Below are 13145 nucleotides of genomic sequence, written 5' to 3'. Positions count from 1 at the left end.
TATTTGAGTTTGTGAATGGAAATAATCTATTGTAAAACGAGGTAATCTACTGATAACATGAGATGTAAAATATCACATCGAATACCCTAATTATTTATATTACTGAGAAGTCTATCAAAAATTATAAAGGCGAGTTTATAGTCTACTATCTGATTAATCTCTTCTGTAATATCTCTTTTACGATATGTAATAATTTGCAGTTATCATCTTTATGCAACTAGATTACTCTATAATCTCTCTTTACATAAAATAGCACTAATACTCTTTTTGATATGGCATTCTGATTTCTACTCTGGTACCCATAGCCAATTGATCATTATATAAATCAAATATCTGGTACCCCACATCTCTACCATACTGATCTTTTAGGATTTCTAATCGCTGTTCTATAGCATTTAGTGCAAAAGATTCATGGTGATTACCTTGTCGCTTCTGGATTTTCTTTGCTTCTTTTCTACCAATACCATTATCGATAATAGTACATAACAAGTGATCTGTAAAAGTAAAATCTATAGTAAGTTGTTTTTTACCTGCTTTATGTAGCAAGCCGTGTAGTAATGCATTTTCTATAAAGGGTTGTACTATTAAAGAGAGTACAGATAAGCCCTCTGTATTTATGCTTTGTATAGTGTATGTAAAATCATCTTCGAATCTCAATTTCTCTAGTTGAAGGTATACGTCTAAGAACTCTAGTTCTTTTTCTATTGCTATAAAATTTTTACTAGAATAGTTTAAGGTGTTTCTAACCAACTGCGCAAACAAAACGATATAATCATAAGAAGAATCTGTATTTTGCTGAAGGATTAAATCCTGAATAGAATTGAGAGAATTAAATATAAAATGAGGATTCATTTGAGATTTTAAAGCTTTTAATTCGCTTTCTTTATATTGCTTTTCTATCTCTAGTCGTTTTTGGGTTTCTTGAAATTCTAAGGTTATTAATTCCATTTTCTTTCTGGCACGTAATCTTCCAATTAAAAACAATGCACTCATTAATATTAAAATTGCAATAATAATGGCTCCAATAAAGTAATTTTTATTTTGTCTTGATGTAGCCTCCGCAAGTTTGGTTTTGGTTTCTGCAGCATCTTTTTGGGCTGCTATTTTATCTGTTTCGTAAGCTACCTTTAGTTTTTCGGTAAGTGCTTTACGTTCATTCGAATCTATAGAATCCTTTAACTTCTTGTATGCCGTATTAAATTCTGTAGCCTTTTCCTGATCCTGCAATATGCTATAAGCTATAAATAAATTTTGAAGGATATGCTTTTTAAAGTGTAAACTAGCTCCCGAATCTTCATAATTTTGTAATGCTTTTAAATATATAGGGACAGATTCTTCATGTTTTCCTTGCAAAGATTTGATTTGAGCCATCTGCATATAAGCACTGCCTATACGCACGGTCTGTTTTGTTTTTATATAATATACTAACGGTTCATTAATAAACTCCAATGCCTTCTCATATCTTTTTTGCATTTTATATAAGTTGCTTAAAGACATTTTCATTACCATTTCCCCGGGTTTAAACCCTACTTCACGACACATTAGAATACCTTTGGTATAATATTGTTCGGTTTGATCTAATTTTCTAAGTTTTAAATAGAGATTTCCAATATCAAAATATGTTCTGGCTCTTGCAGGAGAAGGAGGATCTTTCTCGGTTAATGTCAAATTTTCTAAAGCTAATTCTATACTTTTTTTATCATCTCCAGAATTGGCATATACAATTTGCAAACCACTATTTGCTATTAGTTTTTGCTGTTTTGTACCAAAAGCATCTGCTTCTTTTTTAGCAATAATAGCTTGTTTCATCGCATTATCCCATACTCCCTTAGCTCTATAATATCGAGCCATTTCATTTTGTATACTTACGCTGTGATATTTAGCATCTATAGTTTTAGATATTTTGAGTGCTTCCTGAAGATAAGGTAGTACTTTCTCCATGTCTCTATCTATATAATAATAAGCTATTTTGATCAAGGAATTAACCCTTATAGTATCTTGGTTTACATTATTATTTAGAGCGGTGATAAGGCTGTCAATCGATTTTTCTTGAGAAAAAACATTGAACGAAATTAGGATCGCCAGAAGGAAGCTATTTTTTTTGAGCATTGTTGAATAAATAATCTTCAACAAGAATACAGATGACTATATAGAAGAATACAAATGAGTTTGTGAAACTCAATTTGGATTTGTGAACAGGATTAATATTTCTTTTTGTAGGGCATTCTGATTTCTACTTTTGTACCTGTGGCAAATTTATTATCATATAAATCTTGTATATGATATCCTACCGCTGTACCATATTGCTCTTTTAAGATTTCTAATCTCTGTTGTATCGCTTCCAGGGCAAAAGATTCATGATGCCCTCCTTGTCGTTCCTGGATTTTCTTTGCTTCTTTTCTACCAATACCATTATCGGTTACTGTACATAATAGATCATCTGTAAATGTAAAATCTATAACGAGTTCTTTTTTACCCGCTTTATGTAGTAAGCCATGGATCAGCGCATTTTCTATAAAAGGTTGTACTATTAATGAAGGAACAGATAAACCTTCTGTATTAGTATGTTGGATAGTATATGTAAAATCATCTTCGAACCTTAATTTCTCTAGTTGAAGATATATTTCTAAGAATTCTAGCTCTTTATCAATAGTAATAAAGTTTTTATTAGAATAGTTTAACGTATTTCTAACCAGTTGTGAGAACAAAACCACATAATCGTACGATGAATCTGTATTTTGCTGAAGGATTAAATCCTGAATAGAATTAAGCGAATTAAATATGAAATGAGGGTTCATTTGAGACTTAAGTGACTTTAATTGTAAAAATGCCAACTCATTCTTTTTACTTAGTTCTAATTCTTTATAGGCCGCTTCAAGATCTTGTTTGTTTTTTTTTAATTCAATTTCCTTTTTCCTATTTAATGATTGCGAATAATTTAATATAACATAACTCGCAACAAAAATGGATAATATCAAAATAGGATTCATCGTTTTCTCTGGATACAGACCTGTAGTTATCACAAAAGGGACGTAATATAATCCCCAACAAAGTAACATGATTGATAATGTTATCCACTTATTATCAATTAACACAAGGGCTATCAAAGGACATAAGAAGTAAAAATTCTCCATCAAAATAGAGGACTCAACAAAGTTTGCAAAAACAAATATGACCAAAATGAGCACCAAAATAAATAAGACACGAGCCAATAAAAGTTTTTTATTTTTTTGTAGAGAAATTATGCTAACTATAGTTATAAGGGAAAAGAAACGCACCTTTAGCCCTTCTATTAAAGTCTCTGCAAAAAAATAATCAAAAGCCGTAAAAAAAATAAGAAACACAAACCATGTTAAACAAAAAGCATTTAATAATCGTATTCTTTTGTGCTCTACCTTATTATCTTGATAGATACCCGTATTTATAAGTTGTTTATATAGCCTCTCTATTTTAGTCAATTTATACATGATTATAAAACCTCATCAATATCTCTTTTGAAAAGGCATCCTGATTTCTACTTTGGTACCTGTACTTATTTGATTATCATATTCATCAAATACGGTATACCCAACCTCATTTCCATATTGTTCTTTTAGGATTTCTAATCGTTGTTTTATAGCTTCCAGGGCAAAAGATTCATGACGACCTCCTTGTCGCTCCTGGATTTTCTTTGCTTCTTTTCTACCAATACCATTATCGGTTACTGTACATAATAGATCATCTGTAAATGTAAAATCTATAACGAGTTCTTTTTTACCCGCTTTGTGTAATAAACCATGGATCAGTGCATTTTCTATAAAAGGTTGTACGATTAGTGAAGGAACAGATAAACCTTCTGTATTAGTATGTTGGATAGTATATGTAAAATCATCTTCGAACCTTAATTTCTCTAGTTGAAGATATATTTCTAAGAATTCTAATTCTTTATCAATAGCAATAAAGTTTTTATTAGAGTAGTTTAAGGTATTTCTAACCAGTTGTGAGAATAACACTACATAATCGTATGATGAATCGGTATTTTGTTGAAGGATTAAATCCTGAATAGAATTAAGCGAATTAAATATAAAATGAGGATTCATTTGAGATTTTAAAGACTTCAATTGTAACAAGGCTAATTCACTCTTCTTAGATTCTTCAAGTTTTTGATATGCTTGAGCCAATTTCTCTTCATTACGAATATTAAGTTTTTTAAAATAATTAACTATGGCATAAATACAATAAAATAAAATTATGACCACTACACCGTTCATTCTGTTTGGGTGATCTACTGGATATATATCGAGATAATAGTAAGGAATAAAAAAGCAAACTATACTTACCAATGTAAATATTATAGGTAAAGTTTTTTTTTGATAAATCGATAAGCTAATTCCCGGAATTAGAAGGAAGTAATACTCTGTATAAATCCCAGGGTTAACCATTACGGTAGATAAATTTATAAAAATGAATAAATATAAAATCCACAACATTTTTGCGAACCCAAAAAAACTTTTCTTATTACATACCAATACAGAAATTAAATAAAATTGGGATATATAACTTATGATATGCGAACTTAGAGGTTTTTGAATAAAAATTAAATCTCCTATATAAAAAAGTATACTGGTATGTAAAGCAATCAGTATATAAATATTTACCAGTCTTGTATGCTTATTTTGTATCGCACTAAATTCATCGTGGGTACCAATAGCTATTATTTTTTTGTACCAGGCTGTTATTCTTTTTATCATCCTTTATCCCTTTATAAAATCAAATATCCCTACTGATCAGTATTTTTTCTGAAAAGGCATTCTGATTTCAACTTTTGTCCCTGTAGCATATCCATTATCATATAAATCAAATATCTGGTAACCTACCCCTGTACCATATTGTTCTTTTAAGATTTCTAATCTCTGTTGTATAGCTTCTAATGCAAAGGATTCATGATGTCCTCCTTGTCGCGCCTGAATTTTCTTTGCCTCTTTTCTACCAATACCATTATCGGTAACCGTACATAACAGATCATCTGCAAAGGTAAAATCTATAGTGAGTTGTTTTTTACCAGCTTTGTGTAGTAAACCATGGATTAGCGCATTTTCTATAAAAGGTTGTACGATTAATGAAGGAACAGACAAACCTTCTGTATTAGTATGTTCGATAGTATATGTAAAATCATCTTCGAACCTTAATTTCTCTAACTGAAGATATATTTCTAAAAATTCTAATTCTTTATCAATAGCAATAAAATCTTTATTAGAATAGTTTAATGTATTTCTAACCAATTGTGCGAATAAAACGATATAATCATAAGAGGCATCTGTATTTTGCTGAAGAATTAAATCCTGAATAGAATTAAGTGAATTAAAGATAAAATGAGGGTTCATTTGAGATTTTAAAGACTTCAATTGTAAAAATGCCAACTCATTCTTTTTGCTTACTTCTAATTCTGAATACGCCTTTTCTAACAGTAGTTTTTGCGTTTCTATAATACTATTTTGTTTCTGTAATTTATTATTATTCTCTTTTAATGCTAGTTCATTCTTTATGTTTAGGTTTTTAAAGAGATTTACAATTAAAAACACTCCTATGAAAATAAATGCATAATTAAGGTAACCAAAATATTTTTCGGGGTAATTGTGATAAAAATAATTGGGGAGGTAAAACACTATAATAGAAAGTGTTAGTACCGTATAATTGATGTATTTTTTGTCAAAAAACAATAAAGATAGCATCGGTATTATTACATATTGATACTCTCCATAAAACCCTCGAAATGCATAGTTAGCATTAAAAAAAATTAATGCCATTATCGCCGTTATAAAAACTCCTCTTGAAAGAAGTAGTTTCCTCATTTTTTGCAAGTACAATATTCCGCAGTAAATTAATACCTGTGTAATCACAACTATAAATCTATAGAAAGTCAAATCCTGAGTTATAGTATCAACACACAAAAAGAATAGTGCATTAAACAATATAATTAGAACGCTCACATTAAGAACTTTAGAACGTTTTATCTCTAATGGGGTACTGTTTTCAGTTATCCCAAGATTAATTAATTGTAGTAATATATTCATAAAGTCTATCGTATGGTATTCTCAAAAGAGCTAAAACGGGTTCTTGATATTTTGGCAGTTATATTTTGTGCCAATATTATAGTTAAGCTAGATTTATTAATAACCTCAATATACTTTAAATTTATCATCCAGGTTCTGTGAGAGCGAAAAAAAGAGGTGTCTTCGGGTAGTAAATTTTCAAAGTATTTCAGGTTCTTACTTGTAGTTACCGGTTTGTTTTCGGTTGTATAAATCTTACTATACGATCCATCTGCTTCAATAGCAATTATAGTATTAATAGCGATAATACGTCTATTGCCTAATTCGGGAAGTATGATTTGTTTAAACTCTTTTTCTTTTATGGTGTTTAGTAAAATCTGATAATCTTCTATCTTTTTTTGTTTTTCTATTTTGCTTTGCAGTTTTTCTACGGCTTCTATTAATCGTTTTCTATCTATAGGTTTTACCAGGTAATCTATAGCAGATAACTCAAAAGCTTTTATAGCATATTCGTCGAAAGCGGTTACAAAAATGATATCAAAATTCATTTCTTCAAAGAAATTTGCGATCTCATATCCTGCATAGTTAGGCATCTGAACATCTAAAAAAACAACATCGGGTTGTAATTCTTTAATCTCTTCGACAGCATCTTCAAGACAGGAACATTGCGCAAGAACATCTATGTTTAAATCACACCGCTTTATCAAATTAGATAAAACGTTTCTAGCTCTTTGCTCATCATCTACCAATATTGCTTTAATTACATTCATGTAACAAAAATAGGCAGTTTAGAGTTAGTGATAATAAAACAGTTTGTGAATCGTAATTTGAGTTTATAAGTCTTATATAGTTTCAGTTAACATAGGTACATTCTAAAACATTCTGTCCTCGAACAATACCTTCTGTAAATACTTTTTGGTACCCACTACCATTATATTGTTGAGCAAACGTAGCATACTGAAAACTACATGTGCCATCCTTACGTTTCATAACAATAACACCCGATATTCGTCTGCCAAGTTGTACTCCTAAACTATTTCTATATATACTCCAATCATTACCTGTAAAGTATGCTTTGGTGATGGTTTCTTCCCAATTGTATTGATTTGCCCATAATTTTGCTGCTAGTGTCGCTTGTTTTTCTAATGCTGAGTTACTTAACCCTTTTGATGGTAGTCGTCTGTTTTTTATGTCTTTTGCTACTTTGGCTGCATAGGTCTTTTCGGCGTACTCTTTTGCCTTTAATGACCAATCTGCCAGTTTTGCATCTATTTTATCCTGACCTTCTTTACTTACCAGTAAATTTCGTATTACTTTTTGATCTTTATGGAAATAGTTAAAGGTTTCGTATGTACCCCATATTGATTTTCCTAAATCATTTCCCGAACTGTATTTTGCCCATATAATCGAAAGCGGACTTTCTACAAACATATATTCTCGCCTATTACCTCCAACATCATAAATATCAACTTCCAAAACCTTACTCAATTCTGCCATATAGTTATAACGCTCACCATGGCCATTAGGAAAATTAAGACGTATCTCTTTTCCTTTTGTAATGTCTATAGTAACAGAATTAAACGACTCTCCATTGTGTAGTTCTTTTGCTGCTGGATAATAAAGGTTACTTTCACTATCAACAGGTTGTGCACCAACTCCTCCTGTCATAATCTGTTTTGAAAAGTTTATCGCCCAATCTTCTACTTTCTTTTTAGTCATACTAGCAATCTTAGCTTTATCTGCACTAAAGAAATTAGCATATAGAAAAGTCTCCCAAATACCTTCTCCTATGGCCACTGCTGGTATTTTTGGAGCTACAGATATATAACTATTTTCATCATAAGGTATCACATATATACCCGAGGTGCCATAAATAGATTTCCCCGATGCTTTACTAGCTTCTGGATTATAAGTATAGACAGCTGGCATACATTGTTTACAAGATGCCATCGCTAATAATTTCACCCCATTGTTTTCACCAATTTGCAAAATCTGTTGTTTTTTTCCATCTCGTGAGGGTTCTAATAAATGAACCATTTGATCTTGCGCATAGAGCTGATTAAACAAAGTAAAAGTTAGTGCTATTATTATATATAAATAGTTTTTCATTTTCATAATATACAATTTAAATAGGCAATGGAATATGTTATTCCTTTATGACTTTTTTTCTTAGTGTTTTACTTTTTGTCTCTATTACAAGCCAATATACTCCTCTATTCACCTCAGAAATATCTAATTCAGGAGTATTTTGTTTTTGTAAAACTTGCTCCCCAACAAACGTATACAAAGTAAGTTCCTTTATTTTTTCTTTAGATCGAATATTAACAAAGCTATTTGCCGGGTTTGGATATACAATAATATCATTACTTACTTTTTTACCTGATTCTGGCGCCTCATCAGAAAGAGACCCTAAATCTATCAACCCTCCTGTGCTACTTTGCACACATATGTCGCTATAACTGGCAGATATATCTTTTTTCCAATACCAATGGTTTATTGGTGGTGTAAATCCCGAATCTATGTTTATACATGTTAGTTTTGGATTGTCATTTGCCCAACAAAAAAAGTTACTTCCGTAATTATTTCCATTTGCTATATCCAATGTTTTAAGATTTGGATTATTGCGGCAATCTACTAAACTTAAGACAGGATACTTACTTACATCTATATCGACCAACTCATTAAATGAACAATACAGTGCTTCTAAAACAATATTGTTACCTAAATTGATTTTGCTTATTCTATTATCATCTACCTGAACTACTCTTATATTTAAGTTATTGCTTAAATCCAATTCGGTTATTAAATTACTTCTCATGTATAGACCGGATATATTTACAAAAAATTCAATTCCTGTTAGATCAGATATATCCTGTCCGCCACCAATAAAAAGATTTCCATGATAATTTTGTGCTTCTGTAACATCAATCTCTCCATCGTTATTTGTATCTATTGAAGTAGAATAATGTGTTAAATCATATTTAAAGTTAGGGTCAGGAAAATTAATAATCTGGCTGTAACTGTTTACTGCTATAAAAAATAGACCTAGCGTAAGTAATTTTTCTTTCATTTTTGCTGTATCTTAAATGTATTATTTACTAAAAGTAACAGTTAAGATTTCATCCCAATAAAACGATTTGTGAAGAGTAATTTGAGTTTGTGAAGAGTTTAGATAATTACTCGCTTTTCAAACAACATAAAATTTTAATGTTTTAAAATCAGACAAGATATATTACATTTAACCACAAAATAAACGAGATGACAATTTTTAATATCTTAGATATTTTAGGAACCATTGCATTCGTAATATCAGGTTCATTAAGCGCAATGCACCGAAAATTAGATCTCTTTGGGATTTTTATCATTGCATTTGTCACTTCTATTGGTGGAGGTACTATTCGAGATATTCTTATAGGTAATACCCCAGTTTCCTGGATGCAAAATACGACCACCATGTATTTGATAGGCGGAGTTACTGTATTTTCTATCATTTTTAGAAATAAGCTCGATTATCTTAAAGGATCAATTTTTTTATTTGATACCATTGGTTTGGGAGTTTTTACGATAATAGGGGTCGAAACAGGAATTAATGCAGGGTTAGAACCTATTGTTTCTATTGCTCTTGGAGCTACAACAGGTTGTTTTGGAGGAGTAATTCGTGATATTTTATGTAATGAAATTCCTGTACTCTTCAGAAAAGAAATATATGCCACAGCTTCTATCGCGGGTGGGATATGTTTTATGGTTTTATATTCATTTGATTTGGATCAGAATATCACATATATCTCTACTGCCTTGTTAATCATTTTAATTCGATTACTAGTAGTAAAATATAAAATATCATTACCATTATTCACTACAGCAAACAAAGATCTCACTAATTGATTTTTTTTAGATAATTAGTATTTTATCAGGCATAATTTTGTTATTTTTCACATAGAATGAAATTTGAACCTAAGTCAGATACTTACAAGAAAAAAGTTAAAGAAAGCTTTGAGCGTCAACAGTTCATGAAGCTAATCAATGCACAATTGATAGACGTTCAACCGGGATATTGCGAGATCCATGTACCTTATCATTCGAGTTTAACACAACAACATGGTTTTTTTCATGCTGGAATAATTAGTACAATTGCAGATAATGCAGCTGGATATGCAGGATTTTCATTAATGGAAGAAAACTCCTCTGTTTTAACCGTAGAGTTTAAAATCAATTTAATGGCACCCGGAGACGGAGAACTGTTAATAGGAAAATCAAGCGTATTAAAAAATGGAAGAACATTAACCATCTGTAAATCTGAAGTGTTTATCATTAAAAATGGTGTAGAAAAACTGTGTGCTGCAGCGCAACTAACACTAATTGAGCTTAAAAATAGTAGTGATCAGAAAAGTAGTAATTCTGATAAGAAGTAGATTAAATTGTTATACCTCTTTTTTTAAATCCAAAAATGACAGAAGAACAACTCAAAAACATAGCCCAACAATTACGAAAACCCGAAGGAGATTGGGGAATAGAAATGGGAGAAAAGATGAATGTCGGTAATAAATTTATCAACCTTCACACTATTGATGCATTGGCCCCAAAAGCAAATGATGCTATATTAGAAATCGGTATGGGAAATGGTTTTTTTGTGAAAGACATTTTTACTCTTGAAAATACTGTACAATATAAGGGTTGCGATTATTCTCAAGAAATGGTGAATAAAGCCACTGCCTTGAATAAAAAGTTAATAAAAGAAGGAAAAGCTGGTTTTTTCTTAGCCAATGCCAATAAGATTCCTTTTGAAGATGGTGAGTTTAATACTGTTTTCACCATTAATACCATTTATTTTTGGGAAGACCCTCAACGTATTTTAGAAGAAATTAGAAGAATTTTAAAGCCCAATGGGAAATTGATTATTTCTTTAAGACCAAAATCAAGTATGGCAGCATACCCCTTTGTAAAATATGGGTTTGATATGTTTAACAAATCAGAAGTTATCCAATTATTATATAGTAATAACTTCGTAGTTACAGAACATATTGAAAAAGAGGAACCGGGACAAGAAATTGATGGAAAAACAATGAAAGTAGAGACCCTCATTGTTTGTGCTCAAAAAAATGAATAAATAGTATAATGAGTATCATTTAATCCATAGAATTATTTACCGCAATACATCTGGGAATAGTAGGATATAAATTTCGTTAGGCGAGTTTGATTATGTTTATCTTTTCTCTTCTTATTTTATATGGATTAATTATAGAAGGTGCATTTGCATTAAGAAAAGATTACTTTTTATGAAACGTATACATTATCGTAAAGATTTAGAATTATCCATAAACCAATTGCTTAAGTCTATGATTTTATCTGATAACTCAAAACCAAATTTGGTGAGAGAATATTCGACTTTGGGAGGAATCTCTGGATAAACTTTGCGTTCTACAATATCATATCCTTCTAATTTCTTCAAGGTAACGGCTAACATTCTTGAAGAAATTCCATCTATATTTTTTTTTAATTCATTAAACCTAAGAACTTCATAATACCCCAAATTAAAAACACATAACAAGCTCCACTTATCTAAAGTAGTTGCTAGCAGGTTTTTTGTCGGGCAAAACCCTTCTTTTAAGTATGGAGCAGTAGAAACAAAATATTTTTCAATTTTTTTCTTCAATCTAACCTGTTGTTTATCAGTATTAGTTATCATAATGTTACTTAATTACTAATTTGTAAGTTATTGTCTATCAGTGTATTTTAAATTATTTTTGGTTACTTAAAGTAACTTAAAATGTAAATATATGAAAAATTTGAACATAGATTTTAAATGGATTGGTGCTTCAACATGGATATTAAAAGTTGGAGATCTTAAAATTGCTTGCGACCCTATTCTTTGCGACATAAATACTATAATTGATTTGAAGTTTTTTAAAGCTAAAAGACGAACAAAGCCTCAATTTGTAAATTCGGATTTTGAGAATATTGATATTTGGTTATTAACTCATAATCACTCAGATCACATTGATGAATTGGGAATGTCTAAAATATCATCGAGCTCAAAAGTATATTCGCATAAAAACATAAAGCCTTGGTTTACCAATAGGTCTTTAGAAAATGTTTCGTTCATGAATTGGGCAGATAAAATACATACAAATAGTAAAGGTTATGATATTGAAATTGAAGCAATAACTTGTGTTCATGGGTCTAACTATATATCATCTATATTATGTGGGGGAGTTAATGGTTATTGGATAAAAATCAGGAAAGATGGTCAATCTCTAGAGATTTATGTAACAGGAGACACTATTAATCATTCTAAAATGAAAAAACATATTAAAGGACGTAATGCAGATATCTTGATCCCTAATATGGGTGGAGGCGGCTTAGATAAATTTGGTGGTCCTTTTTCATATACTGCTAATCTCCTAAAAGATACCGTAACAATTACCAAACCAACTATTATTTTACCTGTACACCATACATCATTCTCACTATTTAAGGAACCCATTGAAGAACTTTATAAATGGAACGATGATAGAATCATCGAATTTAACGAAGGGCAAACTATAAACCTGCAAAAGTATATATTCAAAAACTAGACAGATTTTACTACAAAAATATAAGATAGTATTACCTTTATAAAAGGATTATTTGAGTCAAAGTGTTCAGCATATACACATACTATGAATTTCAGAAAAGCAACCCAACAAGATGTTCCATTAATCGTACAAATGATTGCTAATGATGATCTAGGAAAAGCCAGGGAGAACTATCAAATTCCTCTCCCTAGAGAATATTTTGAAGCCTTTACAGCTATTAATGCAGATCCTAACCAAGAATTGATTGTAGTAGAAAATAATAATTTTGAAATTATTGGTACTTTACAATTATCTTTCATACAATATTTAACCTATCAGGGAGGAATTCGAGCTCAAATTGAAGCTGTACGAATTCGAGAAGATCAAAGAGGTAAAGGAATAGGACAAAAAATGCTTGAATGGGCTATAGCACGAGCAAAACAAAAAAGAGCACATGTATTACAACTCACTACAGATAAAAAACGATCCGAATCCTTACGGTTTTATGAGAAATTAGGATTTATAGCCTCTCATGAAGGTATGAAACTTCATTTTTAAG

General features: G+C 30.6%; 13 protein-coding genes. 5 read left to right on the top strand and 8 right to left on the bottom strand.

Going from position 1 to position 13145, the window contains the following annotated elements; translation table 11 throughout:
• Positions 1-255: 255 nt before the first annotated feature.
• From NNH57_RS02035 to NNH57_RS02005, 7 genes are all read right to left on the bottom strand, one after another.
• Complete coding sequence (locus NNH57_RS02035) at positions 256-1941, bottom strand: tetratricopeptide repeat-containing sensor histidine kinase (protein WP_159099280.1); 1686 nt, start codon at positions 1939-1941, stop codon at positions 256-258.
• A 260-nt stretch (positions 1942-2201) separates the two neighbouring features.
• The gene (locus NNH57_RS02030; RefSeq protein WP_159099279.1) at positions 2202-3059 is read right to left on the bottom strand and encodes a sensor histidine kinase; all 858 of its coding nucleotides are present in this window, start codon (positions 3057-3059) and stop codon (positions 2202-2204) included.
• Between the two features lie 423 nt (positions 3060-3482).
• The gene (locus tag NNH57_RS02025) at positions 3483-4730 is read right to left on the bottom strand and encodes a sensor histidine kinase (protein WP_074407858.1); all 1248 of its coding nucleotides are present in this window, start codon (positions 4728-4730) and stop codon (positions 3483-3485) included.
• A gap of 36 nt (positions 4731-4766) precedes the next feature.
• Positions 4767-6053, bottom strand: coding sequence for a sensor histidine kinase (locus NNH57_RS02020; RefSeq protein ID WP_074407859.1), 1287 nt, complete (start codon positions 6051-6053; stop codon positions 4767-4769).
• Positions 6054-6058: 5 nt separating this feature from the next.
• The gene (locus NNH57_RS02015) at positions 6059-6802 is read right to left on the bottom strand and encodes a LytR/AlgR family response regulator transcription factor (RefSeq protein WP_082994863.1); all 744 of its coding nucleotides are present in this window, start codon (positions 6800-6802) and stop codon (positions 6059-6061) included.
• An 82-nt stretch (positions 6803-6884) separates the two neighbouring features.
• The gene (locus tag NNH57_RS02010) at positions 6885-8141 is read right to left on the bottom strand and encodes a hypothetical protein (protein ID WP_132066070.1); all 1257 of its coding nucleotides are present in this window, start codon (positions 8139-8141) and stop codon (positions 6885-6887) included.
• A gap of 37 nt (positions 8142-8178) precedes the next feature.
• On the bottom strand, positions 8179-9102 hold the full coding sequence (locus NNH57_RS02005) for a T9SS type A sorting domain-containing protein (protein ID WP_108808580.1): 924 nt from the start codon (positions 9100-9102) through the stop codon (positions 8179-8181).
• Between the two features lie 188 nt (positions 9103-9290).
• On the opposite strand from NNH57_RS02005, the gene NNH57_RS02000 reads away from it, so the two are divergent.
• Genes NNH57_RS02000 through NNH57_RS01990 form a run of 3 tightly spaced genes read left to right on the top strand, consistent with a single transcriptional unit; the run spans position 9291 to position 11139 of the window.
• Positions 9291-9917, top strand: a complete 627-nt coding sequence (locus NNH57_RS02000) for a trimeric intracellular cation channel family protein (RefSeq protein ID WP_074407862.1) — start codon at positions 9291-9293, stop codon at positions 9915-9917.
• A 56-nt stretch (positions 9918-9973) separates the two neighbouring features.
• Positions 9974-10444 carry a PaaI family thioesterase gene (locus NNH57_RS01995; protein ID WP_074407863.1) on the top strand — a complete coding sequence of 157 codons (471 nt, stop codon included), beginning with the start codon at positions 9974-9976 and terminating at the stop codon, positions 10442-10444.
• 35 nt (positions 10445-10479) lie between these two features.
• Positions 10480-11139 carry a class I SAM-dependent methyltransferase gene (locus NNH57_RS01990; RefSeq protein WP_108808579.1) on the top strand — a complete coding sequence of 220 codons (660 nt, stop codon included), beginning with the start codon at positions 10480-10482 and terminating at the stop codon, positions 11137-11139.
• A 183-nt stretch (positions 11140-11322) separates the two neighbouring features.
• On the opposite strand, the gene NNH57_RS01985 is transcribed toward NNH57_RS01990, so the two are convergent.
• Positions 11323-11718, bottom strand: a complete 396-nt coding sequence (locus NNH57_RS01985) for a winged helix-turn-helix transcriptional regulator (protein WP_082994864.1) — start codon at positions 11716-11718, stop codon at positions 11323-11325.
• Positions 11719-11809: 91 nt separating this feature from the next.
• On the opposite strand from NNH57_RS01985, the gene NNH57_RS01980 reads away from it, so the two are divergent.
• Both NNH57_RS01980 and NNH57_RS01975 read left to right on the top strand, forming a co-directional pair.
• Positions 11810-12607: an MBL fold metallo-hydrolase gene (locus NNH57_RS01980; RefSeq protein ID WP_074407865.1), complete on the top strand. Its 798-nt coding sequence runs from the start codon at positions 11810-11812 to the stop codon at positions 12605-12607.
• Positions 12608-12691: 84 nt separating this feature from the next.
• Entirely contained in the window at positions 12692-13144 is a 453-nt protein-coding gene (locus NNH57_RS01975) for a GNAT family N-acetyltransferase (RefSeq protein ID WP_108808578.1), read from the top strand.
• Position 13145 lies beyond the last annotated feature (1 nt).

The sequence above is a fragment of the Aquimarina spinulae genome (genome assembly GCF_943373825.1).
In the GTDB taxonomy this organism is placed as follows: domain Bacteria; phylum Bacteroidota; class Bacteroidia; order Flavobacteriales; family Flavobacteriaceae; genus Aquimarina; species Aquimarina spinulae.
The sequence above is the reverse complement of the archived record's forward strand: the minus strand, read 5'-3'. Positions and strand labels throughout refer to the sequence as shown.

Bases quoted from the DNA above. Each gene is read 5' to 3' on its own strand.
- NNH57_RS02025 (WP_074407858.1), bottom strand. From the start codon at position 4,730: ATGATAAAAAGAATAACAGCCTGGTACAAAAAAATAATAGCTATTGGT.
- NNH57_RS02005 (WP_108808580.1), bottom strand. From the start codon at position 9,102: ATGAAAGAAAAATTACTTACGCTAGGTCTATTTTTTATAGCAGTAAAC.
- NNH57_RS02010 (WP_132066070.1), bottom strand. From the start codon at position 8,141: ATGAAAAACTATTTATATATAATAATAGCACTAACTTTTACTTTGTTT.
- NNH57_RS02000 (WP_074407862.1), top strand. From the start codon at position 9,291: ATGACAATTTTTAATATCTTAGATATTTTAGGAACCATTGCATTCGTA.
- NNH57_RS01975 (WP_108808578.1), top strand. From the start codon at position 12,692: ATGAATTTCAGAAAAGCAACCCAACAAGATGTTCCATTAATCGTACAA.
- NNH57_RS01995 (WP_074407863.1), top strand. From the start codon at position 9,974: ATGAAATTTGAACCTAAGTCAGATACTTACAAGAAAAAAGTTAAAGAA.
- NNH57_RS02035 (WP_159099280.1), bottom strand. From the start codon at position 1,941: ATGGAGAAAGTACTACCTTATCTTCAGGAAGCACTCAAAATATCTAAA.
- NNH57_RS01985 (WP_082994864.1), bottom strand. From the start codon at position 11,718: ATGATAACTAATACTGATAAACAACAGGTTAGATTGAAGAAAAAAATT.
- NNH57_RS02020 (WP_074407859.1), bottom strand. From the start codon at position 6,053: ATGAATATATTACTACAATTAATTAATCTTGGGATAACTGAAAACAGT.
- NNH57_RS02030 (WP_159099279.1), bottom strand. From the start codon at position 3,059: ATGTTACTTTGTTGGGGATTATATTACGTCCCTTTTGTGATAACTACA.
- NNH57_RS01990 (WP_108808579.1), top strand. From the start codon at position 10,480: ATGACAGAAGAACAACTCAAAAACATAGCCCAACAATTACGAAAACCC.
- NNH57_RS02015 (WP_082994863.1), bottom strand. From the start codon at position 6,802: ATGAATGTAATTAAAGCAATATTGGTAGATGATGAGCAAAGAGCTAGA.
- NNH57_RS01980 (WP_074407865.1), top strand. From the start codon at position 11,810: ATGAAAAATTTGAACATAGATTTTAAATGGATTGGTGCTTCAACATGG.